This is a genomic window from Variovorax sp. OAS795 (assembly GCF_040546685.1).
Taxonomy (GTDB): domain Bacteria; phylum Pseudomonadota; class Gammaproteobacteria; order Burkholderiales; family Burkholderiaceae_C; genus Variovorax.
Window position 1 is genome coordinate 4,351,049 of sequence record NZ_JBEPOH010000001.1, and the last position, 25,831, is coordinate 4,376,879.

Sequence of the window (25,831 nt, forward strand, 5' to 3'; positions counted from 1 at the left end):
AAGCCACTTTGGCACAAGACGGGCTGGCGTGCAGGGCGGCTGCGTATCATCCGCCCGATGCAAACGAACAACGCCCCCACCCGCCCCCGTGTCGTGATCGTCGGCTGCGGATTCGGCGGGCTCGAGGCCGCCCGCAAGCTCGAGGGTGCGGATGTGGACGTGACGGTGATCGAGAAGACCAACCATCACCTGTTCCAGCCCCTGCTCTACCAGGTGGCGACCGCCGGGCTGGCCGCGCCCTCGATCGCGGCGCCGGTGCGCGCCCTCTTCCGCAAGCAGCCGCGGATCACCACGCTGCTCGGCGAGGTGGGCAGCATCGACACCGCGGCACGCGCGGTGCAACTCGCCAGCGGCGACCGCGTGCCCTACGACCACCTGATCGTCGCGGCCGGGGCCACGCACAGCTATTTCGGCCACGACGAATGGGCGCCCGTGGCGCCCGGACTCAAGACACTGGCCGACGCCTTCGAGATCCGCCGCCGCGTGCTGATGTCGTTCGAGGCGGCCGAAACCGCCACCGATCCGCAGCGCCGCCGCGCCCTGCTCACCTTCGCGGTCATCGGCGCCGGCCCTACGGGCGTCGAAATGGCCGGTACGCTGGCCGAGATTGCCAAGCACACGCTGGCCGGCGAATTCCGCCACATCGACCCCGCGACCGCGCAGGTGCTGCTGATCGAAGGCGGCCCGCGCGTGCTGCAGGCCATGCCCGAGAGCCTGAGCCGGAAGGCGCTGGACCAGCTGGAAAAACTCGGGGTCGAGGTGCGTCTCAATGCCCGCGTGACCGCCATCGACGCCACCGGGGTCGAAGTGCAGTCGGGCGGTGCGGACGGCGCGCCGGCCACGGGCTACCGAATCGAAACCAGTTGCGTGGTGTGGGCGGCGGGCGTTGCCGCTTCCCCGCTGGGCCGGATGCTGGGCAGCGCCACCGGCGTCGAATGCGACCGCGCGGGCCGAATCAAGGTCGAACCCGACCTGAGCCTGGCCGGCCATCCGGAGATCAGCGTGGTGGGCGACCTTGCCGCAGCACTGAGCCATGCGCCCGGCAAGCCGCCGAAACCCGTGCCCGGCGTGTCTCCCGGTGCCAAGCAGATGGGCCGTGCGGCGGCCGAGAACATCCTGCGCCGCATCAAGGGCGAGCCGACCGCGCCGTTCCGCTATCGCGACTACGGCAACCTGGCCACCATCGGCCGCAACTCCGCGGTGGTGGACCTGGAAACCCCGCTGGGCCCGCTGCGCTTCAGCGGCCGGCTCGCATGGCTCTTCTGGCTCTTCGCGCACGCCTACTTCCTCATCGGTTTTCGCAACCGCCTCGTGGTGATGATGGACTGGGCCAGCGCCTACTGGAGCTTCCAGCGCAACGCGCGCGTGGTGGCCGACGTGCAGGGCAAGAGCGAGTCGTAGCGGCGCTCCCCCCGGACGGGTCAGAAAAGAAAGTCGTTCGAACGGCTCTCGCGCTCGTGCCGCCGCCACTCCCACGGCGGCGTCGGCTTGGCGCCGGCCCACAGGCCCAGCCGCTGTGCGCGCGCGCTGTCCTGCAGCTTGAACAATTCGCCGCCGCGCCGCGTCGCGATGCCGTTGAAGTCGTACACCCAGGCCCAGCCTTCGGTGACCAGATGGGTGCCGGCATCCTCTCCCTTGCAGCTCACATCGGCGACCGTGCGGCCATAGCGGTCGGTGTCGCGCTCGGTGATCACGGCCTGCTCGAAATAGCAGAGGCGGCTCAACGCCTGCCGGCTGCGCTGGCCATAGGGCTGGGATCTTTCAGGTGCATCGATCGCGGCGATGCGCACTTTGACCTCTTCATAAGAGCCGATGCGGCCGCATCGCGCGGTGAGCGTGTCGCCGTCGCTGATGCCCACCACGAGACAGGTCCGGGCAGCGGCTTGCGACAGCAGGGGCAGGAGCGAGAGACCGAGGGCCAGGAGGAAGCGCGAGGGCATGGGCGGAGAAGCATAGACCATGGCGGCCGAAGCCACGGATTCTCCGTGCCAGGCGCCCGCGCGCCGTGGCGCGAACCGGCTGTTACGCGGCCGCGCCGTTCTCGTCTTCCTGCAGCAACCGCCACATCACCTTGCCGCTGCCGCTCTTGGGCAGCGCATCGACGAACTGCACCTTGCGCGGGATCTTGTAGACGGCCATGTTCTCGCGGCACCAGTCGATGATCTCCTGCTCGGTGGTGTCCTTGTGGGTGGCGCGCAGCACCACCACGGCCTTGACGGATTCGCCGCGGTAGCTGTCCTTGGTCGAGATGACGCAGGCCTCCTGGATGGCGGGGTGGCGGAACATCAGCAGCTCCACCTCGGCGGGCCACACCTTGAAGCCACTCGCATTGATCATGCGCTTGAGCCGGTCGGTGATGAAGAAATAGCCGTCCTCGTCCATGCGGCCCATGTCGCCGGAGCGGAAAAAGCGCTTGCCTTCGAACTCGACGAAAGCGGCGCGAGTGGCGTCGGGGCGCTTCCAGTAGCCCTGGAACACCTCGGGGCCGTGGATGATGATTTCGCCCGATTCGCCAATGGGCATTTCGGCCAGCGTGTCGGGATCGACGACGCGCGCATCGGTGCTCATGAACGGAATGCCCAGGCACTGCTGCTTCGGGTGGTCCGACGGGTTGGTGTGCGAGGGCGCGGCGGTCTCGGTGAGGCCGTAGCCCTCCTGGTACTTGAGGCCGTATTGCTCGAAGAGGCGTTGCGCCACCGCCTGCGGCATGGCGGCGCCGCCGCCGCCGATGTGGGTGATGCTCGACAGGTCGTAGCTCGCGAAGTTGGGGCTGGCCATGAGGTCGATCACCATGGTGGGGATGTTGGTCCAACTCGTGACCTTCCAGCGCGAGATCAGGCGCCCGGCCACCTCGCGGTCCCAGCGCGGCATGATGACCAGCGTGCCCGCGGCGAGGATGGAGGTGTGCATCATGCTCACCACGCCCGTGATGTGGAACATGGGCACCACGGCCAGCACCACCGCTTCCGACGTGGCCTGGCCCCACAGCTGGCCGGCCACCGCGTTGTGCATCAGGCTCGAGTGATGGTGCACGCAGCCCTTGGGCAGGCCGGTGGTGCCGCTGGTGTAGGGCAGCAGCGCCATGTCGTCGGCACCCACCACGTGCTCGGGTGCGGCATGGCCGGCGGCCAGCGCGTCGGTCCAGGCCATGGCCTTGCCGCCCGCGAGTTCGGGCAACGGATGGCGCGTGCCGAGCCATTCCTTCCATGCCGGCGCGGGTGCGTCGTCGCCGGCCGCGCCGGCATCGAAGGCGTCGGTGAACTGGGTCACGATCATGTGGGTCAGCTGCTGCTCGGGCGGCAATGCATTGCTGGCCCTGGCCAGCTCGCCGGCCAGGTCGCCGGTGGTGATCGCCACCTTGGCATCGGGGTCGACGATGTAGTGCTTGAGCTCCTCGGCCCGGTTCATCGGGTTGACGGGCACCACCACCGCATTGGCGCGCAGGATCGCGAAATGCGCGATCACCAGCTGCGGGCAGTTCTGCATGTCCAGCACCACCCGGTCGCCGCGCTTCACGCCCATGGCATGCAGCGTGCCGGCCAGGCGCTCGGCCTGCTCGGCCAAATCACGGTAGGTCACCACGCGGCCGAAGAACACGAGCGCGGCCTTGCCGGGGTAGCGCGCCGCCGACGTCGCAAGGTTGTGCCAGAGCGAGGTGGCCGGCACGGTGATCGAATGCGGGAGGCGCTTGGGCCAGAACTTGTGGTGCGGGCGTGGTTGCATGGTCGTGGCGGTCGGTCGAAGGGGAGAAAAAGGCAAACCGCAGCCTAAGCGGAGGCGTCGGCCGCTCCCATCGGGGAAGCCCCCGGGGCCGTCACCTTGGCGACGCCCTTTTGTTTCCATGCCGCATTCGCCGCCGCACGCGCCCTGCGACTACAGACAAGCGCGGCGTTCCGCGCGAACCTTCCGCTCCCCACCGTCACCCGAATGAAGGAGAGTTTTCATGGCAGCAGACAAGCACGCAAGCGTTCACTGGGAAGGCGCCGGCAAGACCGGCAAGGGCCAGGTCAGCACCGAGACCGGCGCCCTCAAAGACTATCCCTACGGCTTCGCAAGCCGCTTCGAGGACGACAAGCGCGGCACCAACCCCGAGGAGATCGTCGGCGCGGCCCACGCGGCCTGCCTCACGATGGCCTTTGCCTTCGCGCTCGAGAAAGAGGGCTTCACTGCCACCCGGATCGACACCAAGGCCGCGGTCCGGCTGGCCAAGGACGGCGAGGGCTTCAAGATCGACCGCATCGCGCTCGAGCTCGATGCCGCCGTGCCGAAGCTCGACGAGGCCAAGTTCCAGCAGATCGCGGCCGCCGCCAAGGCGGGCTGCCCGCTGTCCAAGGCGCTGGCCAGCGTGCCCGAGATCACGCTGAAGGCCACGCTCGCAGGCTGAGCGCTGCTTATGATCGTCTCCACTGCAAGAGGAGACGATCCATGGCCCACCGCCACCCGGTCCGCGCCGCCATCCTGGCGGCCTTTTCAATCGCGTCGTTCACGTCCTTCGGCGTAGGCGGCGTCGCCCGCGCTGCCTACCCGGACAAGCCGATCAAGGTCGTCATCGGCTTTCCGGCCGGCGGCCCGCTCGACCAGCACGCGCGCCTCCTGACCGACAAGCTGCAGGCCGTGCTCGGCCAGCCGCTGATCGTCGACTACAAGCCCGGCGCGGGCGGTTCGGTGGGCGCGGACGCGGTCGCCAAGAGCCCCGCCGACGGCTACACCCTGCTGCTGGCCAATACCGGCGTGGCCGTGATCAACGGCGCGCTCTACAGCAAGCTGCCCTACAACACGCAGCGCGACTTCGTGCCCATCGCGCGCACCGCCATGCAGCCGCTGGCGCTCCTGGTCACGCCCAAGCTGCCGGTGCAGGACCTGCGGCAGTTCGTCGACTACGCCAAGGCGCGGCCGGGCCAGGTCAACTACGGCTCGGCCGGCAACGGCGGCATCAGCCACCTGGTGCCAGAGATGTTCAAGACCGCGACCGGCATCTTCATGGTGCACATTCCCTACCGCGGCAGCGCCCCGGCCTTCACCGACCTGATGGCCGGGCAGGTGCAGTTCATGGCCGAGTCGATCCCCCAGGCCGCCAACTACCACAAGCAGGGCAAGGTGCGCGCCCTGGCCGTGACCAGCCGCGAGCGCAATCCCGCCCTGCCCGACGTGCCGACCGTCATCGAGTCGGGCATCAAGGGCTTCGAGGTGGTGGGCTTCTACGGCTTTCTCGCGCCCAGGGACACGCCCAGGGACGTGGTCGCCAGGCTCAGCGACGCTTTCCGCCAGGTGCTGACCAGCCCCGAGGTGCGCGAGCGCATGGTGAGCCAGGGCGCGGACCCGGCCTACCTGGGCAGCGAGGAGTTCGCGCGCTTCCTGGCCACCGAGACGCCGCGCTGGGACAAGGCGGTCAAGGCGTCGGGCGCCCGCATGGACTGACGGCCGCCCATCTTTTGGGCGGTCCGCACGCCGCCACGAACCACTTCGGTGCACATCGCTTGCATACCAGTTGGCACAGAAGCTGCTGGTATGCAGGCCTATGGCCATCTCCGCATCCGAAATCAGTGCACGCATCGTCGAAGCGGTGATGGCGCAAAAGCTCGCGCCGGGTTCGCGCCTGGGCGAGCAGCAGCTCGCCATGCTGTTCGACTGCAGCCGCACCATCGTGCGGGAGGCGCTCACCCGCCTGGCTGCGCGCGGCATCGTCACCGTGAGTGCGCGGCGCGGCTGGTTCGTGATCGAGCCTTCGCAGGACGAGGCACGCGAAGCCTTCGAGGCGCGCCGCGTCATCGAGCTGGGCTTGATCCGCAGCACCGGCAGGATCGACAAGGCGGCGCTGCGCCAGCTGAAGGCGCACCTGCAGCGTGAGAAAGAGGCGCTGAAGCAAAACGACGTCGGCAACCGCAGCTTCCTGCTCGGCGACTTCCATGTGTGCCTGGCCGAGTGCCTGGGCAACACCCTCCTGGCCGACACGCTGCGCGACTTCACGGCGCGCACCACGCTGATCGCCATGCTCTACCAATCCACGCACGATGCCGTGCAGTCCTGCGAGGACCACGTGCAGATCGTTGCCGCACTCGAGCGGGGCGACCACGCCGGCGCCGAGGCGCTCATGGCCGCGCACATCGGCACCGTTCAGTCGGCGCTGCGCGTGCAGGCGCCGACCGATCCGCTCGCGCAACTGCGCGATGCGCTGGCACCGCTCCAGAACACCGCGGCCAAGCCCAGGCGGCGCAAGGCCGCGCCTTCCCCCGACGACACCGATTCAACGACTTACCTAGGAGCCCTGCTATGAACTTCTCTTCTTCCAAGCGCCACATTGCGCTCGCGCTCGCTTCCGTCGCCATGCTGGCCGCAGCGGGCACGGCCCAGGCCCAGAACGCCCTGGACAACGTGCTGAAGGCCAAGACCATCAAGATCGCCGTGCCGACCGACTACCCGCCCTACGGCTCGGTGGACCGGAACATGAAGCCGCAGGGCCTGGACGTGGAAATGGCCGAGCTCATTGCCGCCAAGCTGGGCGTGAAGGTCGAGCTGGTGCCCGTGACCAGCGCCAACCGCATTCCCTACCTGCAGACCCGCAAGGCCGACCTCGTGATCTCCACGCTGGGCAAGAACGCCGAGCGCGAGAAGGTGATCGAGTTCTCTGCGGCCTACGCGCCCTTCTTCCAGGCCGTGTATGCGGCCAAGAGCATGAAGCTCACGAGCTTTGCCGACATGGCCGGCAAGACCGTCGCCGTGACGCGCGGCGCCATGGAAGACCAGGAACTGAACAAGGTGGCGCCGCCGAACGTCGACTACCGCCGCTTCGAGGACAACAACGCGACCATCGCCGCCTTCGTGGCCGGCCAGACCCAGACCGTGGCCACCAGCGCGGCGGTGGCGGGCGACATGCTCGCCAAGAACCCGAAGGTCAGCGCCGAGTTCAAGCTGCTGCTGAAGGACAGCCCCTGCTTCGTCGGCGTGGCCAAGGGCGAAACCGCATTGAAGGCCAAGGTCAACGAGATCATCGCCGCCGCCAAGAAGGACGGCACGCTCGACGCCATGTCCAAGAAGTGGCTCGGCAAGGCCGCCGGCGACCTGCCCGTCTGACCCCCGCCGAACCTTCCGCAAAGGCGCCGCCATGGAATTCGACTTCGGTGCAGTTCTCGTCGACTGGCGGCTGCTCGCCAAGGGCGTGGCCTGGACGATCGGCCTGACGGCCATTGCCACGGTCATCGGCATGGCCGTGGGCGTGGCCTGCGCATGGGCCCGCGCCAACGGGCCGCCGTGGCTGCGCTGGGTGGCAGGCAGCTATGTGGAGCTGATCCGCAACACGCCCTTCATCGTGCAGCTGTTCTTCATCTTCTTCGGGCTGCCGGCCGCGGGCGTCAAGCTCATGCCCGAGACGGCATCGATCATTGCGATGGTGATGAACCTCGGGGCCTACGCCACCGAGATCATCCGGGCCGGCATAGAGGCCACGCCCAAGGGGCAGATCGAGGCGGCCGTGAGCCTCGCGCTCGACAAGGTGCAGGTGTTCACCCGCGTGGTGCTGCCCCCGGCCCTCAAGAAGGTGTGGCCCGCCATGGTGAGCCAGATCATCATCGTGATGCTGGGCTCGGCCGTCTGCGGCCAGATCTCCACCGAGGAGCTGAGCTATGCGGCCAACCTGATCCAGAGCCGCAACTTCCGTGCTTTCGAGTCCTTCATCATCGCCACGCTGATCTACCTGGCGCTGGCGGTGGCGCTGCGCAGGCTGCTCAACTGGGCCGGGCCGCGGTTCTTCTTCGGCCGCTGAACGCAGGAGCCACACCATGGTCGATTTTTCTCTCTGGGACATCCTGCGCAACCTGCTGATGGCGCTGCGCTGGACGGTCGTGCTTTCGCTCATCGCCTTTGTGGGCGGCGGGCTGGTCGGCGGCCTGCTGCTGTTTTTGCGCCTGCGCGGCGGCAGCGCCATGAACCGCGCCGTCGGCTTCTACGTGCAGCTGTTCCAGGGCACGCCGCTGCTGATGCAGCTGTTTCTCGCCTACTTCGGCATCGCGCTGTTTGGCGTCGACGTCTCGGCCTGGACCGCGGCCAGCGTGGCGCTCACGCTCTACACCAGCGCCTTCCTCACCGAGATCTGGCGCGGCTGCGTGGCCTCCATTCCCAAGGGGCAGTGGGAGGCTTCGGGCAGCCTGGCCCTCGGCTTTTCCGAGCAGATGCGCCACGTGATCCTGCCGCAGGCCGTGAAGATCGCCATCGCGCCGACAGTCGGTTTTTTGGTGCAGGTGATCAAGGGCACTGCGCTTGCCTCGGTGATCGGCTTCGTCGAACTCACCAAGGCCGGCAGCATGATTTCGAACGCCACCTTCCAGCCCTTCGTGGTGTTCAGCTGCGTGGCGCTGCTTTATTTCGTGCTGTGCTTTCCGGTAAGCCTGTACGCCAAGAACCTCGAGAGGAAATCCCATGGCCGCCGTGCTTGAATCCCCCGTCGCCTCCTCCACTGCCGCCTCCGCCGCGCCGATCGTGCGCGTGACCGCGCTGCGCAAATCGTACGGCGCCAACGAGGTGCTCAAGGGCATCGATCTCGACGTGAAGCGCGGCGAGGTGATCGCGATCATCGGCAAGAGCGGTTCGGGCAAGAGCACGCTCCTGCGCTGCATCAACGGGCTCGAGGTGTTCCAGGAAGGCTCGCTCACGGTCGACGGCAAGCCGCTGCTGCACGAGAGCGCCATGGCCATGCGCGAGCTGCGCCAGCGCGTGGGCATGATCTTCCAGAGCTTCAACCTGTTTCCACATCTCACCGTGGGCAAGAACGTGATGCTCGCGCCCACGCTGGTGAAGAAGCGCGGCGGAACGGAAGCAGCGTCGCAGGCGCGCAAGCTGCTCGAACGCGTCAACCTGGCCGAGAAGTTCGACGCCATGCCCGACCAGCTCTCCGGCGGGCAGCAGCAGCGGGTGGCCATCGCCCGCGCGCTGGCCATGGAACCGGCCGTGCTGCTGTGCGACGAAATCACCTCCGCGCTCGACCCCGAACTGGTGGGCGAAGTGCTGCGCGTGGTCGAGTCGCTGGCCGACGAGGGCATGACGCTCCTCATGGTCACGCACGAGATGAGCTTTGCGCGCAAGGTGAGCGACCGCGTCATCTTCATGCACCAGGGCCGCGTGCACGAGATCGGCCCGCCGGCCGAGCTGTTCGGCAATCCGCAGACCGCCGAGCTCAAGCAGTTTCTCTCGTCGCTGCACGACTGAGGCGGCGAGCCACCGCTATTTGCGAGGCTGCGCCTTCGCGCGCTGGCGCACGGCCATGCCGGGCGGCGGCTCGAAGTTGTCGCCGGGCCCCAGGCCCGTGGCCACGCCGAGGCGGCCCGCGAGGTGCGCCGCGTCGTAGGGCGCGTGCACCTTCACATCGTTGTCGAAGTAGCAGTACACATCGCGCCCCTTGCGCCGCGAAGCCAGGCGCGAGGGCTCGGCCAGCCTCGCATCCTTCACCTGGCGTCCATGGCGCCACGCGTCGATGCGTTCGGCCCAGCGGTCGAGCGCCTCGTCGCTGTAGCCGCTGGCGTAGAGCTCCTTGTCGCCATGCAGGCGCATGTAGACGAAGTCGGCGCACAGGTCTTCCAGCAGCGGCCAGCGGCCTGCCGTGTCGGCAATCACCAGCGCGACGTTCTGGCGGCGCAGCAGCGCGATGAATTCCGGGTTCGCGAAACTGGCATGCCGCACTTCCATCGCATGCCGGATCGGCAACCTGGCCGGAACCTTCAGCAACAACCGCTCGCCTTCGACCTTCTCGTTGTGCTGCCGCGCGAGCGCCAGCGCGGAGCGGCCGTCCCGCGGCAGCAGCGTGAGGAATTCCTCCAGGCGATCTGGCTTGTAGACAAAGTACGGCGGCAGCTGCCACAGGATCGGCCCGAGCTTGGCCCCGAGCGCGAACACGCCCGAGGCGAAGAAGTTGGCCAATGCGGTGCGCGGTTCCTTGAGCCGCAGGTTGTGGGTGATGTAGCGCGGCCCCTTCACGGCAAACACAAAGTCGTCCGGCGTCGCGTCGTGCCATGCCCGGTAGGACTCGGGGCGCTGCAGCGAATAGAACGAGCCGTTGATCTCGATGGTGGGCAGCATGCGGGAGGCGAAATCGAGTTCCAGGCGCTGCGCCAGCCCCTTCGGATAGAAGCGCCCACGCCATGGCGCGTAGCGCCAGCCTGAAATCCCGATCCGCGTCTGGCCCTGCATCGCTCGTTCTATTGCTTGCCGAAGCCCCGAACCTCGCTTGCCCCGGGGCCGGGCGGCGTAGGAAATATGCCCATCCGCGTAGCAGCTTGGGGAACTTGCGGGCCCAGCCGGTGCGGCTGGCCGGAACCACGCGGGCTGTGGCAAGCTCCGAGAAGTATGCAAATCCGTCCCCTGCCCTTCACTTCCCGCCGCTGGATGCTGCGCGCGCTGCTCGGCGCCGCGGCCATGCCCATGCCCTTGTCGGCACTGGCCGGTTTCAATTTCTTCCTCAGCGAATACACCGCGACCCGCGACGAGCTGCAGGCGCAGATCGCCAGGCGCTTTCCCGTGGCCGAGCGCTATGCCGAGATCTTCATGGTCGGCCTGCGCGACCCGCAGCTGGGCCTCGATGCGCGCAACAACCGCGCGGCCATCACTGCCACGCTGACCATTGCGAGCCCGCTCCTGGCCGCATCCCCGGTGCAGGGCACGGTGTCGGTCAGCAGCGCCCTGCGCTACGACGCCGCAACGCGCGCGCTGCGCCTCGACCAGCCGAAGGCCGAGCGGCTCGAATTGCAGGGCGTCGAGGGCCGCGATGCCGAGCGGCTGCAGAAGGTGGGCGCGGTGGTGGCGCAAGAGCTGCTGCAAGGCCAGGTGCTGCGCAGCTTCACGGCCGACGAGCTCACCGTGGGGCGCAAGACTTACGAAATCGGCGACATCACGGTGCAGGACAACGGCATCAAGGTACAACTCAAATGAAATACCCCCTGCTTGCCGCCGCGGTGCTCGTCGCGGGCTGCGCGGCCATCCTTCCCACGGCCAGGCAGCAGTTCGACCTGCAGGCGCACCGCGGCGGGCGCGGCCTCGCGCCCGAGAACACGCTGGCGGCCTTCTCCAAGGCCATCGACCTGGGCGTGAACACGCTCGAACTGGACATCGGGCTCACGGCCGACGGCGTGGTCGTCGTCTCGCACGACACCGCGCTCAACCCCGACCACACGCGCGATGCGAACGGCGCCTGGCTGGCTGCCGGAAGCGGCGCGACCATCCGCTCGCTCACGCTGGCGCAGCTGCAAGCCTACGACGTGGGCCGGCTGAATCCCGCGAGCCACTACGGCAAGCAGTTCGCACTGCAGATCCCGCAGGATGGCGAGCGCATTCCCACGCTGGCCGCGCTGTTCGACCACGTGCGGGCGCGCGGCGCCGCGGCCGCGACCGTGCGGTTCAACATCGAGACCAAGATCGATCCCACCAAGCCCGGCGAGACCGCCGCGCCCGAGCCGATGGTGCGCGCACTGCTGGCCGAAATCGACAAGGCGCAGATGGGGAGCCGCGTCACCGTCCAGAGCTTCGACTGGCGCACGCTGGCGCTGGTCGGCCAACTCGCGCCGCAGCTGCCGCGCGCCTATCTCAGCAGCGCGCGCACGCTCAAGGACAGCCGCTGGACGGCCGGGCTCGATGCCGCCAACTTCGCTTCCATGCCGCAGCTGGTCAAGGCGGCGGCGGGCGCGGCGGGCGGCCCGGTGACCTGGTCGCCGGCCTACAACGACCTCACCCGGCCCGCCATCGGGGAGGCGCACGCACTCGGTTTCAAGGTGCTGCCCTGGACCGTGAACCAGCGCGCCGACATGCTGCGGCTGATGGACTGGGGCGTGGACGGCATCATCACCGACTACCCCGACGTGCTGCGCGACCTGGTGCGCGAACGCGGCCTGTCGCTGCCACCCCCCGGAAAGACCCCGCCATGAACACCGCCGCACGGCAACTCGAAGACCTCGGCGGCCGCATCGCGGCATTGCAGGGCGGCAGCGGCTCGGCCTCGGCGCTGTCGAACGAGGCGCGCGCCAGCACGGACCTGCTGGGCGCCCTGCCGCCGCGCTACGCAGAGGTGCTGCTGAACCTGCTCGACCGGCTCGAATCGAGTGCGCTGTTCAGCGAGGAGAGCTGCTCCTTCAGCCAGAAGGACCTGCTCGACAACCTGCAGGTGTGGGTCGGCAAGGCCCGCGCGCAACTGTCGTCCTGAGGAGAAACCTGATGCAAAGACGCACCCTTCTTCTGCGTGCCGCTTCGGCGATGCCCCTGGCCGCCACGGCTTGGCCATTGGCCTCGCTGGCCGCCGCGCCGATGGTCGAGATCTGGAAGGACCCGAACTGCGGGTGCTGCCAGGATTGGGTCAAGCACCTCAACGCCAACGGCTTCGCGACCCGCGTTCATGACGACGGCAACGACGCCGCGCGCACGCGGCTCGGCGTCCCCGCGAAGCTGGGCTCGTGCCACACCGGTATGGTGGGCGGCTATGCGCTCGAAGGCCACGTGCCCGCGCGCGAGGTGCACCGGCTGCTGCGTGAAAAGCCCCAGGCCATCGGCCTTGCGGTGCCTGGCATGCCGATCGGCTCGCCAGGCATGGACGGCGCCGCCTACGGCGACCGGCGCGATCCGTACGACGTGCTGCTGGTGCTGGCCGGTGGTGCCAGCCGGGTGTACCAGAGCTACGGCTGAGGCCGATCTCGCCCGGTCAGCCGAAACGGCCGGGATCGAACGGCGCCAGCGCCACCTCCGGCGTGGCGCCAGCGAGCAGTTGCGCCGCGAGCCTGCCGGTGCGCGCCGAGCCGCACAGGCCGACATGGCCATGGCCGAACGCGAGCACGATGTCCTCGCTGCCCGCGGCCGTGCCGATGCAAGGCAGCCCATCGGGCAGGCTGGGACGGTGGCCGAGCCAGTGCTTCACCGCGGCCGGGTCCGCCGGCCGATCGGCCAGCGCGGGAAACATCGATTGCAGGTGGCGGTGCAGGATCTCTGAGCGGCGCCAATCGGGCGCGGCCTCGAGCCCGCCGATCTCGACCTGCCCGGCCGCGCGCAGGCCGCCGTCCATCCAGTGCGCGATGAGCTTGCCATCGGCCACCATGGTCGGCGTGCGCGGCCCGACGGCGGCGCCTTCGATCACCACGTGGTAGCCGCGCTCCGACTCGAGCGGCACCGCGGAACCGGCGGCTGCGGCGAGCGGGCCCGAGCGCGCGCCGGCGCAGATGGCGGCAGCATCGCAGGCGATCTCGCCGGCTTCGGTTTGCACCGCGCGCAGCCGTCCGCCTTCGATGCGGAAGCCGGTCGCGCGCGTTGCCACGCGCTCTGCGCCGCCGTTGCATGCATGCTGCGCCAGCGCCGCCACATAGGCGCCCGGGTTGCGGCAGTGGCCGGCTTCGGCAACGAAGATACCGAGCGTGTAGCGCGCATCGAGGTCGGGTTCGCGCTGCCGCAGTTGCGGCTCCGTCCATTCTTCCCATTGCACGCCGGTGCGCCGGCGCACGCGCCAGCCGAGTGCATCGCCCTCGAACTCTTCGCGCGACCGGTACGCGTGCAAGAGCCCGCGCCGCTCGATGAGCTGGGGCACGCCGGCCTCGGCGGCAAGCCGCGCATGCAGCGCCGGTGCATCGGCAAGCAGCGTGCGCAGCGCATCGGCCGTGCGCTGCACGCGCGCTTCGGTCCAGCCCGAGGCCAGGTAGCGCAGCAGCCATGGCAAGGCCCGGGGCAGATGGCGCCAGCGCAGCGCGAGCGGCCCGAGCGGATCGGCCAGCCAGCCCGGCACCTTGCGCCATGCGCCGGGCAGCGCGGGCGGCACCACGGAATGCGACGACAGCCAGCCCGCGTTGCCGTAGCTCGTGGCCTGCGGGCCGCCGGGCTCGCCGGGCTCCACCACTGTCACGCGCAGGCCCGCACGCAAGGCCTCGATGGCCGTCGCACTGCCCACGGCGCCCGCGCCGATCACGACCGCATGGCGGCCGGTGCCGCGCGCGGAGAAACTTCTTGCAACTGTCATGGGCGCCTATCGTAGAGGGGCGGTCCCATAATCGGCCGCCATGCCCGTTCGCTCTTCCGTTCCCTCGTCCTCAGGCGCCATCACCGATGTCGCCGGCATCGAAGTAGGCCATTTTTCCGACACCCGCCGTCCCACCGGCTGCACCGTGATCCTCGCGCGCGAAGGCGCGGTGGCCGGCGTCGACGTGCGTGGCGCGGCGCCCGGCACGCGCGAGACCGACCTGCTCGCGCCCGGCAACCTGGTGCAGCAGGTGCACGGCATCATGCTGGCCGGCGGCAGCGCCTGGGGCCTGGCCGCGGCCGATGGCGCAATGCGCTGGCTCGAGGAGCGGAACATCGGCATGGACGTGCGCTTCGGCACCCTGCCCATCGTGCCGGCTGCCGTTTTGTTCGACCTGCCCATGGGCGATGCGCGCATCCGTCCCGATGCGGCGGCCGGCTACGCGGCCTGCGAGGCCGCCAGCAGCGATGCGCCGGCCGAAGGCAACGTGGGCGCCGGCAGCGGCGCGCTGGTGGGCAAGCTCTTCGGGGTGCACCGCGCCATGAAGGGCGGCATCGGCACCGCGTCGGTCACCGTGGGCGGCGTGACGGTGGGTGCGCTGGTCGCGGTCAACGCGCTCGGCGATGTGATCGACCCCGACACCGCGCAGCCGGTGGCCGGTGCGCGCACCGAAGACGGCCTGGCACTGCTCGACACCCGCCGTGCCCTGCTGCGCGGCGAGCCGCCCAAGCCATTGCTCGCGGGCACCAACACCACGCTCGGCGTGATCGCGACGGATGCGGTCCTGACGAAGGTGCAGGCCAACCGGCTCGCGAGCGTGGCGCACGACGGCCTCGCGCGCGCCATCAATCCGGTGCACACCATGAGCGACGGCGACACGCTGTTCGCGCTGGCCACCGGCCGGGTACCGCTCGAAGGCGACGCGCCCGGCATGACCGTGCTCGGCACCATGGCGGCCGAGGCGGTGGCACGCGCCACCTTGCGCGCCGTGCTGGCCGCGCGTTCCGTCACCGTGGGCGAGCTGCACGTGCCGTGCGCGTTGGACCTCGCCAGAACCAAAGCCTGAAACGATTTGCCATGGCCATGCCCAAGACACTGAAGCTGATCCTGCTGTCGATCCGCGACCTGATCGCCTCGGCGGGTCCGATCGTGTTCCTCGTGATCGGCCTGCTGATTGCGGCCTACTGGTGGCTGCAGCCGCAGCCGCCCCGGCACGTGACGCTGGCCACCGGCCCCACGGGCAGCGCCTACTCGCAGTTCGGCAAGCGCTATGCCGAGCTGCTCAAGGGCAGCGGCATCGACGTGGAGCTCAGGGCCACCACGGGTTCGTCCGAGAACCTGGAACTGCTACGCAACGGCGAGGCCGACGTGGCCTTCGTGCGCGGCGGCAGCGCCGACCCCGTGGCCGACGAGGAAGCCGGGCTCACGTCGCTCGGCAGCCTGTTCTTCGAACCGATCTGGCTCTTCTACCGCACCGACAGTGCACAGAAGATCGATCGCAAGACGGGCACCCTGACCTCGCTGGCGCAGCTGCGCGGCTTGCGCGTGAACGTCGACCTGCCGGGCAGCGGCCTGCCGGAGATCATGGAAAGGCTCTTCCAGGCCAACCACCTCGATGCCGGTGCGCTGCAGCTGTCCAACCTCGAACAGGCCGCCGCCGCCGAGGCGCTGCAGGCCGGCCTGCTCGACGCCATCGTGCTGGCCTCCGCGCCGCAGTCGCCGCAGGTGCAGCGGCTGCTGCGCGCGCCCGACATCAAGCTCATGGACTTCGGCCAGGCCGACGCCTACACGCGGCGCTTTCCGTTTCTCTCGGCGGTCACGCTGCCGCGCGGCGTGGTCGACCTTTCGCGCGACCTGCCGCCCTCCGACGTGTCGCTGCTCGCGGCCACCACCTCGCTGCTTTCGCGCGACAAGACCCACCCCGCGCTGCGACAGCTCTTTGCGCAGGCCGCGCAGGGCGTGCACAGCGATGCCGGCTGGTTCAACCGCGCGCGCGACTTTCCGAACACGCGCACCAGCGAACTGCCCGTGAGCCCCGAAGGCGATCGCGCGATCAACGGCACGCCGCCGTTCTGGCAGCGCTACCTGCCGTTCTGGGCCAGCAACCTGATCGAGCGCATGTGGCTGGTGCTCGGCGGCCTGCTGGTGCTGATGCTGCCCCTGAGCCGCGTCGTGCCGCCGCTCTACCAGTTTCGCGTGCGCCGGCGTGTGTTCCGCTGGTATGCGCGGCTGCGCGACATCGAGGCCAAGGTGGATGCGCGCCAGGGCGAGCGCAAGGAGCTGCTCGACGAACTCGACGAGCTCGACCGCGTGGTGAACAAGGTGGCCGTTCCGCTGTCGTACGCCGACGAGCTCTATGCGCTGCGCAACAACATCCACACCGTGCAAAAGCGCGTGCAGATGCGCTGGCCTGAACCGGGCGACTTCGCACCCCGGAACCCGCTGCCGAAGGAAGCCGCAGAAGGCGCCTGACCTGGAGCCTGCACCGTTCCAGGAACACCGAGGAACCGGCTTTGCCGGGCCTCTGGTGTTGCCCCCGGTAGGGGGTTGGCGTAGCGACACGAAGTGCGCGAAGACTGGGGGCGAGCCTATTTGAGGGCTTTGTAGCGCATGCGCTTGGGCTTGGCGCCCTCTTCACCCAGGCGCTTCTTCTTGTCGGCTTCGTACTCCTGGTAGTTGCCGTCGAAGAAGGTCCACTGGCTGTCGCCTTCGGCGGCCAGGATGTGCGTGGCGATGCGGTCCAGGAACCAGCGGTCGTGGCTGATGACCATGACGGTGCCGGCGAACTCGAGCAGCGCGTCTTCCAGCGCACGGAGCGTTTCGACGTCCAGGTCGTTCGAGGGTTCGTCCAGCAGCAGCACGTTGCCGCCCGCGATCAGCGTCTTGGCCAGGTGCAAGCGGCCGCGTTCGCCGCCCGACAGCGTGCCGACCTTCTTCTGCTGGTCGGCGCCGTTGAAGTTGAAGCGGCCCGCATACGCCCGGCTCGCCATCTGGAACTTGCCGACGTTGATGATGTCCAGGCCGTTCGAGATGTCTTCCCACACGGTCTTGTTGTTGGCGAGCTCGTCGCGGTGCTGGTCCACGAAGGCCATCTTGACCGTCGAGCCGATGACGACTTCGCCGCTGTCCGGCTTTTCCTTGCCCGCGAGCAGCTTGAAGAGCGTCGACTTGCCGGCGCCGTTCGGGCCGATGATGCCGACGATCGCGCCCGGCGGCACGGTGAAGCTCAGGTTGTCGATCAGCATGCGGTCGCCGAAGGACTTGCTCACGCCGTGGAACTCGAACACCTGCTGGCCCAGCCGCTCCGCCACCGGGATGAAGATCTCCTGCGTTTCGTTGCGCTTCTGGTATTCCATGTCGCTCAGCTCCTCGAAGCGGGCGAGACGCGACTTGCTCTTGGCCTGGCGTGCCTTCGGGTTCTGGCGCGACCACTCCAGCTCCTTCTTCAGGGCCTTGGCGTGGGCTTCTTCGCTCTTCTGCTCCTGGCGCCAGGCGTTCGCCCTTCTGCTCGAGCCAGGTGCTGTAGTTGCCCTTCCAGGGAATGCCGCGGCCGCGGTCCATTTCCAGGATCCACTCGGCCGCGTTGTCCAGGAAGTAGCGATCGTGGGTGATGGCCACCACGGTGCCGGTGAAGCGCTGAAGGAACACTTCGAGCCACTCCACCGATTCCGCGTCCAGGTGGTTGGTCGGTTCGTCGAGCAGCAGCATGTCGGGCTTGGACAGCAGGAGGCGGCACAGCGCCACGCGCCGCTTTTCGCCGCCTGACAAGAGGCCGATCTTCGCGTCCCACGGCGGAAGGCGGAGGGCGTCGGCGGCGATTTCCAGTTGATGTTCGGAATCGGTGCCGGCGGTGGCGATGATGGCTTCGAGCTGGGCCTGCTCGGCCGCCAGCGCGTCGAAGTCGGCGTCTTCGGCCCCATAGGCGATGTACACCTCTTCGAGTCGCGCCTTGGCGGCAAACACCGCGCCCATCGACTCCTCGACCGATTCGCGCACCGTGTGCTCGGCATTGAGCTTGGGTTCCTGCTCCAGGTAGCCGATCGTCATCCCGGGCATGGGCAGCGCCTCTCCCTCGAACTCCTTGTCCACACCCGCCATGATCTTGAGCAGCGTGGACTTGCCCGACCCGTTCAGGCCGAGCACGCCGATCTTGGCGCCGGGGAAGAAAGAAAGCGAAATGTCCTTCAAGAGCTGCCGCTTGGGCGGCACGGTCTTGCTGACGCGGTTCATCGAATAGACGTATTGAGCCATCTGGGGGTAGTTACCTTGGGTAGCGGGGATTCGGGAAATCGCGGGCGCCCGAAAGCGATATTCGGGCGCGGCAAACCGCACATTATCGACTCATGCGACAATACGCATCGTTGCCGGGTCCAGTTGCCCGCAGCACCGGCTCTCTGCCGGGGACGAAGAAAGCCCTTTACAACCCTTTTGCGAGGGCGGACTTTCCGGCTCCCACCCCTGACCTTCATCTGCCTTGACTGGCTCGGCGTTACCAAAAGACGCCAAGCGGGCCGATGCCACTGCGCCGTGTATGGCGCTTATTGTTTCCAATGAATTTTGATGAACTGAAGCTGGCTCCCGCCATCTTGAAGGCTGTGCACGAGCACGGTTACGACACCCCCACTCCCATCCAGGCGCAAGCCATCCCCGCGGTCCTCGACGGGCACGACCTGCTCGGCGGCGCCCAGACCGGCACCGGCAAGACGGCCGCGTTCACCCTGCCGATGCTGCACAAGCTCAGCACGGGCGCCAGCGCCACCAACAAGTTCGGCGGCATCGGCATCCGTGCCCTGGTGCTCACCCCGACGCGTGAACTCGCGGCCCAGGTCGAAGAGTCGGTGCGCACCTACGGCAAGTACCTGGAGCTCGACTCCACCGTGATCTTCGGCGGCGTGGGCATGAACCCGCAGATCAGCAAGCTCAAGAAGGGTGTCGACATCCTCGTGGCCACGCCCGGCCGCCTGCTCGACCTGCAGCAGCAAGGCATGCTCGACCTGAGCCAGGTCCAGATCCTCGTGCTCGACGAAGCCGACCGCATGCTGGACATGGGCTTCATCCACGACGTGAAGAAGATCCTCGCCCTGGTGCCGCGCGAAAAGCAGAGCCTGCTGTTCTCGGCCACCTTCAGCGATGAGATCCGCGACCTCGCGGCCACGCTGCTCAAGAACCCGCAGAGCATCCAGGTCACGCCGCGCAACACCACCGTGCAGCGCATCACCCAGGTGATCCACCCCGTGGGCCGCGGCAAGAAGAAGGCGCTGCTCGCGCACATCATCAACGAGAACAAGTGGAGCCAGGTGCTCGTGTTCACGCGCACCAAGTTCGGCGCCAACAGCGTGGCCGAATTCCTCACCAAGAACGGCATCGAGGCGATGGCGCTGCACGGCAACAAGAGCCAGAGCGCGCGCACGCAGGCGCTGGCCGGCTTCAAGAGCGGCGACATCCGCGCGCTGGTGGCCACCGACATCGCTGCCCGCGGCATCGACATCGACGAGTTGCCGCACGTCGTGAACTACGAAATCCCGAACGTCAGCGAAGACTATGTGCACCGCATCGGCCGCACCGGCCGCGCCGGTTCGAGCGGCGAGGCCGTGAGCTTCGTGTGCATGGACGAAGAAGGCTTCATGCAGGAGATCGAACGCTTCACCAAGCAGACGATTCCGGTGCAGTTCGTCGAAGGCTTCGGCCCTGAGGAAGGCGAACGCGCAGAACCGATCGCCATGGGCCGCCAGACGATCTGGGGCGGCGCCGGCCGTCCGCCGAGCCGTGACGTGATGCAGGCGGCCGCCAAGGCTGCCCGCACCGAAATGCTCCAGCGCATTCGCGAGAACAAGGCCGGCCAGGGCGGCGGCGAACGCGCCGGTGGCGGTGGCGGCAATGGCGGCGGTCAACGCCGCGGTGGCGGCCAGGGTGGCGGCGGCCAGGGCCGCAATGCCAACGGCGGCCAAGGCCAGGGCCAGGGCCCGCGCGGCCAGGGCGCACGTCCGGCCCAAGGCCGCGGACCGCAAGGCCCGGCGCGCACGCCGCACCACGCGCCGCAGCATCATCAACAGAATCACCTGCCGCACGACGAGCGCCAACCGCGCCATCACGGCAACAGCCACAGCCCGACGCAAGCCAACCAGGTCGCGCACCTGCGCGCCGAAGCGGTCGCGGGCGGCGATGGCCAGCCGGATCCGTTGCGCACCAGCGTCGACCACATGGGTGGCGGCCGCGGACGCGGACGCCCGGGCGGCGGTGGTGGTGGCTACGGCGGCAACCGTTCCGGCGGCGGTGGCCGTTCGGGTGGCGGTGGCGGCTACGGCGGCGGCGGCGGCGGCAATCGCTCCGGTGGCGGCGGCGGTGGCCGTTCCTTCGGCCGCTGAGCGCAGCCGCGGATAGAAGATCTATCCCGCAAATGAACAAGGGCACTTCGGTGCCCTTTTTTTTGGGCCCGCTTGCCGGGCACTACGATGGGTGTCCGACCGTTTTTTTCGTCCGGGCACTCAAGGCATGGCCCCGGCGACACGCTGGCCGGCACACAATCCGCGAGCCATGCAATACATCCCGCCCAACTACGCCACGCTCTTCGTCGCCACCTGCAACCTGCTGAACCTCGCGAACCCGCACCGCGTGTACTACGAGAACCAGGACGCGTACGACGAGCGCGAATACGAGCGCAAGATCGACTGGATCGGCGAGCGCTTTCGCGCGCTCAATGCCGACGTGCTCGCGGTGCAGGAGGTCTGGGACGAGAGCGCGCTGAAGGCCGCCATTGCGCGCAGCGGCCTGCGCTACGACTTCGTCTCGGTGCCCGGTGCCGAGAACACGCCGCCGCATGCCGGCGCACAGGGCACGTCGCGGGTCGGCATCGCCACGCGGCTGCAGGTGGACCGCGTGCAGTCGTTCGTCGACTTTCCGCAGGGCCTCGCCGTCGAGGTGCCGGGGCTGGGGCCGCACACGCGCTTCGAGCGGCCGCCGTTCCTGGCCACGCTGCGCATGAAGCACGGACAGCAGGTGCATGTGCTCACGGTGCATCTCAAGTCCAAGCGGCCCAAGTTCCTGCAGGACGCGCAAGGCCATCCGCTGGAAGACCGCGAGGACCGCAAGACCGGCGTGGTGGCCACCTTGCGCTCTCTCGTGATGCGCGGCGCCGAGGCGGCCGCCCTGCGCTGCATCGTGCTCGACCTGCTCCAGGGCACGAACACGCCGCTGGTGGTGATGGGCGACTTCAACGACGACCCGCACAGCGTGACCACGCAGCTGGTAGCCGCCACTTCGGAGGTTGCGTACGACAAGGCGGCGCGCGACGTGGCGCTCTTCAACGCCTACGAGATGCAGGGCGAATCGGCGCTCAAGAAAGACGTGGCCTATTCACATATCCATCAGGGCTTTCCGGCCGTGCTCGACCAGATCTTCGTGAGCGAAGAGTTCGTGGCCACGAGCCGCAACAGCCTGGGCGACGTGCGCCGGGTCGACTATTTCAACGACCACCTGCATGAAGGGCGCGACCGCTCGCGCTCGGACCACGGCTTCGTCCGCGCCCTGCTCCGGTTGCGCACGGACTGACGCCAGTGCGCACCCCGCCATAAAGGTCAGGGCATGCGCCGGCCGGTCTGGCGGTCGAACAGGTGCACGCGGTCGGCGTCGATCGCCAGGCCCACGGTCTGGTCGGGCAGTGCATCGACCCGGCCATGCACCGCCAGCACCAGCTTGGCCTCGCCCACCTGCACCAGCAGTTCGGTCTCTGCGCCCGTGGGCTCGACCACGATCACCTGCGCATTGACGCCGCTGCCACCGCCCAGCGTGATGTCGCCGGGCCGAATGCCATAGTGCACCGGCTGGCCGTCGGGCGCCGAGGTGCCCGGTGGCACGGGCCAGCGCGCGCCATGCGCCTCGACGTGGCAATCGGCGCCCGAGCGCCGCACCGTGCCTTCGATGACGTTCATCGAGGGCGAGCCGATGAACTGCGCGACGAACAGGTTGTCGGGACGGTCGTACAGGTCGAGCGGCGTACCGATCTGCTCGACGATGCCGTCGTGCATCACCACGATGCGGTCGGCCATGGTCATGGCTTCGATCTGGTCGTGCGTCACGTACACCGTGGTGGTCTTCAGGCGCTGGTGCAGTGCCTTGATCTCGGCGCGCATGGCCACGCGCAGCTTAGCGTCCAGGTTGGACAGCGGCTCGTCGAACAGGAACACCTTGGGGTCGCGCACGATGGCGCGCCCCATGGCCACGCGCTGGCGCTGGCCGCCCGACAGCTCGCGCGGATAGCGCCCGAGCAGTGCATCGAGGTTGAGGATCTTGGCGGCGCGCGAGACGCGCTCGTCGGTCACCGACTTCTCGGCGTTGCGCAGCCGCAGGCTGAAGCCCATGTTCTCGCCGACGGTCATGTGCGGATAGAGCGCATAGCTCTGGAACACCATGGCGATGTCGCGGTCCTTCGACTCGAGGTCGTTGACCACGCGGCTGTCGATCATGATCTCGCCGCCGCTGATGTCCTCCAGGCCCGCGAGCATGCGCAGCAAGGTCGACTTGCCGCAGCCCGAGGGCCCGACAAGCACCACGAACTCGCCATCGGTGATGTCGAAGCTCAGGCCCTGGATGATCTGGACCTTGCCGAAGGATTTCTGGATATTGCGAAAGGATACGGAAGCCATTTTTATTCCCAGGTTTCTCTCAGCTCTTGACGGCACCAGCGGTGAGTCCGCCCACCATGTAGCGCTTGAAGGCGTAATAGATTGCCGCCGGCGGCAATGCGTAGATGAGGCCGGTGGCCATCAGCAGCTCCCACGGCGAATCGTCGGCCGAAAGGAAGTTGCCCAGGGCAACCGCCAGGGTCACGCTCCTGTCGTTGGACAGCAGCAGGAAGGCGTAGAGGTACTCGTTCCATGCGAGCAGCAGCGAATAGGTGCCCACCGCCACCAGCGACGGCACCATCAGCGGCAGGTAGACCAGGCGGAACAATTGCAGCGGTGAAGCGCCGTCCATGCGCGCGGCCTCGTCGAGCTCGTAGGGCAGCTTGTCCGACGCCTGCTTGAGCACCCAGATGCAGTACGGCGATGCGATGGTCACCATCGCCAGGATCAGCGCCCACTGGCTGTTGAGCAGGCCATAGTTGCCCATGGTCTTGTACATCGGCACCGCCAGGAAGGCGGCAGGGATGAAGTAGGTGAAGAGCGCCAGGTTCATCACCGTCCGGCCACCGCGCACGCGCAGCCGGCTGATCGCGAACGCCGCCGTGGTTGCAACGAAGAGCGTGATCGCGCCGACCGACACCGCGATCAGCAGCGAGTTCCACAGCTGCAGCCAGAAGTGGTCGAGATAGAAGTGCTTCTGCTGGAACACGATGCGGAAGTTGTCCAGCGTCGGGTTCTTGGGCCACAGGTGGCCCGAGGTGGCGGAGTCCTTCGACGAGATTGCGAAGAGCACCATGTGATAGACAGGAACCAGCGTCCAGAGCAGGACCGGAATGCCGATCAGCAGCAGCTTGGCCTCGGTGGCTACGGCCTTGGGGGTCCAGCGCTTCATTTCGAGAGCCTCTTCATCATGAAGTACACGAGCGGTAGTACGAGTGGAAGTGCCACCACGATCGAAGCCATCGACAGGTCGACCTGGTCCAGCCGCAGGTAGCGAATGCCCAGCGTCGCGAGGACGTGCGTCAGGTCGGCGGGTCCGCCGCCGGTCAGCAGGTAGACGCTGTTGAAGTCGCCCAGGGTCCAGATCATCGAGAGAATCAGCGACGTGACGTACAGCGTCTTCAGCGCGGGCCAGCTCACGAAGCGGAACTTCTGCCACGACGAGGCGCCGTCCACGGAGGCGGCTTCATATTGTTCGGTGGGAATGGCAAGACGCCCGGCCACCAGGATCAGTGTCCAGAACGGCAGCGACTTCCACACATGCACCACCATCGCGAAGGCCAGCGCCAGCGTGGGATCGTTGAGCCAGTTCGGACCATCTGCGCCGGTCAGGCGGAAGATGGTGCTGTTGATCACGCCCCATTCGGGGTTGAGCATGAAGCGGATCGAAAGAATGGTGGGGATCGACGGCATCGCCCATGGCAGGATGAAGATCGCCGAGACGATCTTGATCCACCATCGTGATGTCACGAAGAAGCCCGAAAGCACCAGCGCGACGAGCATCTTGATGTTGATCGCCACGACCAGGAAGATGGCCGTGTTGACCACCGAGCGGAAGAAGATCGGGTCGTCGACCAGCTTCACGTAGCTTTGCGGGTGGCGCGCGAGCCACAGCCCGTACCCCACGGGGTAGAGCACGAACACCACGAACACCAGCAGGTAGGGCACGACCATGACTGCGCCCCAGAACTGCCAGCGCGCGTGCCGCGCCCCAAGATTGACGGTAGGCGCCGGAAGCGGCGCGGCGGTGGCAGTGGAGCTCATGGAAGTCAGGCCGGTGAAGGTGGTTCCGAATGCGGCTTACTGCGCCGCGACCGTCTTGATGCGGGCGATCATCTCGTCGACCGCCTTGTCCACCGGCACCTTGTCGGTGACGATGCGGCTCATAGCCTTGGCCCAGACGTTCTCGTTGTTCAGCACGGTGAACTTGTAGTTCTTGGTGAACTCGAAAGTCACGGTGCCGGCGGCGTACTGGTTGAAGACCGAGAGGCGGTGCGGATCGGCCTTCCAGAAGTCACGCTGCTGCGCAACCTTGGTGACCGGGAACCAGCGGCCCAGCGAACCCTCCACGTACGGCGTGAGGTTTTCTTCCTGCAGCAGGAAGGCAACGAACTCCTTGGCACGGGCCTTGTTCTTCGCGTCCTTGAACACCACGCCGGTCTTCACCGCGGTGCGGTAGACCATCTTGCTGCCGTCCGGCTTGCTCGGGAAACCCGCGGTGCGGATGCGCTCGGTGTAGTTCTTGCGCGCTTCCTCGCGCTGCTCGGGCGTGAGCGACGCGTTGTTGGAGTCGTCGAGCCACTTGGCGGCGATGGAGATGGTCGCGTTGTGCGTCATCAGCGTCGTCTTGTTGTGGAAGGCGACGTTGTTGTCCGGGTCCTTCCAGCTGGTCGACGACGGCGGGGTGCAGCCCTTGGTGTAGGGCGCGGTGTAGTCGGTGAGCGCGCCGATCAGGCCGGTGCGAACCTTCGGGTCGTCGACCAGGAGCTTGCCGTTGTCGTCCACCAGCTTGACGTTGTATGCGTCCATGAAGGTCAGGAACGAATAGAACGAGTCGCTCGAATCCACGCCCATGGGCATGCCGATGCCGAAGGTGCGCTTGCCGCTCTTCTGGCGGCTGGCGGTCTGCGCCTTCTCGCACCAGAAGGTCCAGTATTCCTTCCAGGTGGTCGGAATGTCGGTTTCCTTGAGGCCGGCTTCGGTGAGCATGTCGAGCCAGTACTCGACGTGCATCGTCTGCTGCTTGATCGGGAAGGCGTAGTAGGCCTTGGACTTGGTCTGCTCGTTGTAGAGGTAGGTGGTCTCGAGCGTATTGGGCGCGAAGCGGTCCTTCATGGGCGTGAGCACGCTGCTGAGGTCTTCGAGCTTGCCGTCGTAGGCCCACTTGCCGGTGACCTGGAAGTCGTACACGTCGGCGTACGCCACGTCCGGCGGGCTGCTGGAGTCGAGCGCGGACACGGTCTTGGGGATCATGTCCTGGATCGGGTACTGCGACAGCTCGATCTTCACGTTCTTGTTCTTGTCCTCGAACTTCTTGATGGCGGCGAACAACGCGTCGTCCTCCGCCTTGTAGAAGCCCTTGACCCACCAGACGGTGAGCTTTTCCTGAGCGGCAGCGGGGCCTGCCGCCGCCAACAACCCCAGCGCAAATAACGTCGGCGCTATCAGCGATCTGACGACTTTCATGGTGTCTCCTCTTCTTCGGTGGAAATGCTCGAACACGAGCGTGGGTGAAAAATCT

General features: G+C 67.6%; 24 protein-coding genes and 1 pseudogene. 16 read left to right on the forward strand and 9 right to left on the reverse strand.

The annotated features are described in order from the left end of the window. Positions 1-57 precede the first annotated feature (57 nt). Positions 58-1,401 (forward strand): NAD(P)/FAD-dependent oxidoreductase, encoded by a 1,344-nt coding sequence (locus ABID97_RS21075; RefSeq protein WP_354400505.1) that lies wholly within the window; start codon positions 58-60, stop codon positions 1,399-1,401. 20 nt (positions 1,402-1,421) lie between these two features. On the opposite strand, the gene ABID97_RS21080 is transcribed toward ABID97_RS21075, so the two are convergent. Then, on the reverse strand, positions 1,422-1,940 hold the full coding sequence (locus tag ABID97_RS21080) for a thermonuclease family protein (protein WP_354401834.1): 519 nt from the start codon (positions 1,938-1,940) through the stop codon (positions 1,422-1,424). Positions 1,941-2,022: 82 nt separating this feature from the next. Next, positions 2,023-3,723 carry a long-chain fatty acid--CoA ligase gene (locus ABID97_RS21085; RefSeq protein ID WP_354400506.1) on the reverse strand — a complete coding sequence of 567 codons (1,701 nt, stop codon included), beginning with the start codon at positions 3,721-3,723 and terminating at the stop codon, positions 2,023-2,025. 220 nt (positions 3,724-3,943) lie between these two features. On the opposite strand from ABID97_RS21085, the gene ABID97_RS21090 reads away from it, so the two are divergent. The 7 genes from ABID97_RS21090 to ABID97_RS21120 all read left to right on the forward strand — a co-directional run bounded on the left by ABID97_RS21090 (position 3,944) and on the right by ABID97_RS21120 (position 9,198). Continuing rightward, positions 3,944-4,384, forward strand: a complete 441-nt coding sequence (locus ABID97_RS21090) for an OsmC family protein (RefSeq protein ID WP_354400507.1) — start codon at positions 3,944-3,946, stop codon at positions 4,382-4,384. Positions 4,385-4,425: 41 nt separating this feature from the next. Next, positions 4,426-5,418, forward strand: a complete 993-nt coding sequence (locus ABID97_RS21095; RefSeq protein ID WP_354400508.1) for a Bug family tripartite tricarboxylate transporter substrate binding protein — start codon at positions 4,426-4,428, stop codon at positions 5,416-5,418. A gap of 100 nt (positions 5,419-5,518) precedes the next feature. Then, positions 5,519-6,274: a GntR family transcriptional regulator gene (locus ABID97_RS21100; RefSeq protein WP_354400509.1), complete on the forward strand. Its 756-nt coding sequence runs from the start codon at positions 5,519-5,521 to the stop codon at positions 6,272-6,274. Further along, positions 6,271-7,071: a transporter substrate-binding domain-containing protein gene (locus ABID97_RS21105; protein ID WP_354400510.1), complete on the forward strand. Its 801-nt coding sequence runs from the start codon at positions 6,271-6,273 to the stop codon at positions 7,069-7,071. Before ABID97_RS21100 ends, ABID97_RS21105 begins: the two co-directional genes overlap by 4 nt. 31 nt (positions 7,072-7,102) lie before the next feature. Then, positions 7,103-7,759 (forward strand): amino acid ABC transporter permease, encoded by a 657-nt coding sequence (locus ABID97_RS21110; RefSeq protein ID WP_354400511.1) that lies wholly within the window; start codon positions 7,103-7,105, stop codon positions 7,757-7,759. A gap of 16 nt (positions 7,760-7,775) precedes the next feature. Further along, positions 7,776-8,429, forward strand: a complete 654-nt coding sequence (locus ABID97_RS21115; RefSeq protein WP_354400512.1) for an amino acid ABC transporter permease — start codon at positions 7,776-7,778, stop codon at positions 8,427-8,429. Then, the gene (locus ABID97_RS21120) at positions 8,413-9,198 is read left to right on the forward strand and encodes an amino acid ABC transporter ATP-binding protein (RefSeq protein ID WP_354400513.1); all 786 of its coding nucleotides are present in this window, start codon (positions 8,413-8,415) and stop codon (positions 9,196-9,198) included. Before ABID97_RS21115 ends, ABID97_RS21120 begins: the two co-directional genes overlap by 17 nt. A 15-nt stretch (positions 9,199-9,213) precedes the next feature. Here the strand turns inward: ABID97_RS21120 and ABID97_RS21125 are convergent, their stop codons facing one another. Continuing rightward, a complete protein-coding gene (locus ABID97_RS21125) occupies positions 9,214-10,176 on the reverse strand; it encodes a DUF72 domain-containing protein (RefSeq protein WP_354400514.1) in 963 nt (320 codons plus the stop codon). Between the two features lie 156 nt (positions 10,177-10,332). Here ABID97_RS21125 and ABID97_RS21130 point away from each other — a divergent pair, with 156 nt between their 5' ends. Genes ABID97_RS21130 through ABID97_RS21145 form a run of 4 tightly spaced genes read left to right on the forward strand, consistent with a single transcriptional unit; the run spans position 10,333 to position 12,654 of the window. Beyond that, on the forward strand, positions 10,333-10,914 hold the full coding sequence (locus ABID97_RS21130) for a YceB family lipoprotein (protein ID WP_354400515.1): 582 nt from the start codon (positions 10,333-10,335) through the stop codon (positions 10,912-10,914). Beyond that, positions 10,911-11,903, forward strand: coding sequence for a glycerophosphodiester phosphodiesterase (locus ABID97_RS21135; RefSeq protein ID WP_354400516.1), 993 nt, complete (start codon positions 10,911-10,913; stop codon positions 11,901-11,903). Before ABID97_RS21130 ends, ABID97_RS21135 begins: the two co-directional genes overlap by 4 nt. Continuing rightward, positions 11,900-12,178 (forward strand): hypothetical protein, encoded by a 279-nt coding sequence (locus ABID97_RS21140; protein WP_354400517.1) that lies wholly within the window; start codon positions 11,900-11,902, stop codon positions 12,176-12,178. Before ABID97_RS21135 ends, ABID97_RS21140 begins: the two co-directional genes overlap by 4 nt. A gap of 11 nt (positions 12,179-12,189) precedes the next feature. Next, positions 12,190-12,654, forward strand: a complete 465-nt coding sequence (locus ABID97_RS21145; protein WP_354400518.1) for a DUF411 domain-containing protein — start codon at positions 12,190-12,192, stop codon at positions 12,652-12,654. Between the two features lie 16 nt (positions 12,655-12,670). On the opposite strand, the gene ABID97_RS21150 is transcribed toward ABID97_RS21145, so the two are convergent. Beyond that, positions 12,671-13,969 carry an NAD(P)/FAD-dependent oxidoreductase gene (locus tag ABID97_RS21150; protein ID WP_354400519.1) on the reverse strand — a complete coding sequence of 433 codons (1,299 nt, stop codon included), beginning with the start codon at positions 13,967-13,969 and terminating at the stop codon, positions 12,671-12,673. A gap of 40 nt (positions 13,970-14,009) precedes the next feature. Here ABID97_RS21150 and ABID97_RS21155 point away from each other — a divergent pair, with 40 nt between their 5' ends. Both ABID97_RS21155 and ABID97_RS21160 read left to right on the forward strand, forming a co-directional pair. Continuing rightward, positions 14,010-15,035, forward strand: a complete 1,026-nt coding sequence (locus ABID97_RS21155) for a P1 family peptidase (protein WP_354400521.1) — start codon at positions 14,010-14,012, stop codon at positions 15,033-15,035. Between the two features lie 11 nt (positions 15,036-15,046). Continuing rightward, entirely contained in the window at positions 15,047-16,441 is a 1,395-nt protein-coding gene (locus ABID97_RS21160; RefSeq protein WP_354400522.1) for a TAXI family TRAP transporter solute-binding subunit, read from the forward strand. A gap of 116 nt (positions 16,442-16,557) precedes the next feature. On the opposite strand, the pseudogene ettA reads toward ABID97_RS21160, so the two are convergent. Beyond that, positions 16,558-18,220: pseudogene (ettA, locus tag ABID97_RS21165) on the reverse strand (energy-dependent translational throttle protein EttA). Positions 18,221-18,519: 299 nt separating this feature from the next. Between ettA and ABID97_RS21170 the strand changes: the two are divergent. Both ABID97_RS21170 and ABID97_RS21175 read left to right on the forward strand, forming a co-directional pair. Beyond that, positions 18,520-20,334 (forward strand): DEAD/DEAH box helicase, encoded by a 1,815-nt coding sequence (locus ABID97_RS21170; protein ID WP_354400523.1) that lies wholly within the window; start codon positions 18,520-18,522, stop codon positions 20,332-20,334. A gap of 169 nt (positions 20,335-20,503) precedes the next feature. Then, positions 20,504-21,517 carry an endonuclease/exonuclease/phosphatase family protein gene (locus ABID97_RS21175; RefSeq protein WP_354400524.1) on the forward strand — a complete coding sequence of 338 codons (1,014 nt, stop codon included), beginning with the start codon at positions 20,504-20,506 and terminating at the stop codon, positions 21,515-21,517. 26 nt (positions 21,518-21,543) lie between these two features. Here ABID97_RS21175 and ABID97_RS21180 read toward each other — a convergent pair whose 3' ends face one another. Genes ABID97_RS21180 through ABID97_RS21195 form a run of 4 tightly spaced genes read right to left on the reverse strand, consistent with a single transcriptional unit; the run spans position 21,544 to position 25,776 of the window. Then, complete coding sequence (locus ABID97_RS21180) at positions 21,544-22,611, reverse strand: ABC transporter ATP-binding protein (RefSeq protein ID WP_354400525.1); 1,068 nt, start codon at positions 22,609-22,611, stop codon at positions 21,544-21,546. A 19-nt stretch (positions 22,612-22,630) separates the two neighbouring features. Continuing rightward, positions 22,631-23,482 carry a carbohydrate ABC transporter permease gene (locus tag ABID97_RS21185; protein ID WP_354400526.1) on the reverse strand — a complete coding sequence of 284 codons (852 nt, stop codon included), beginning with the start codon at positions 23,480-23,482 and terminating at the stop codon, positions 22,631-22,633. After that, entirely contained in the window at positions 23,479-24,354 is an 876-nt protein-coding gene (locus ABID97_RS21190; protein ID WP_354400527.1) for a carbohydrate ABC transporter permease, read from the reverse strand. The genes ABID97_RS21185 and ABID97_RS21190 overlap by 4 nt, the downstream gene beginning before the upstream one ends. A gap of 36 nt (positions 24,355-24,390) precedes the next feature. Beyond that, positions 24,391-25,776, reverse strand: a complete 1,386-nt coding sequence (locus ABID97_RS21195) for an ABC transporter substrate-binding protein (RefSeq protein ID WP_354400528.1) — start codon at positions 25,774-25,776, stop codon at positions 24,391-24,393. Positions 25,777-25,831: the final 55 nt, after the last annotated feature.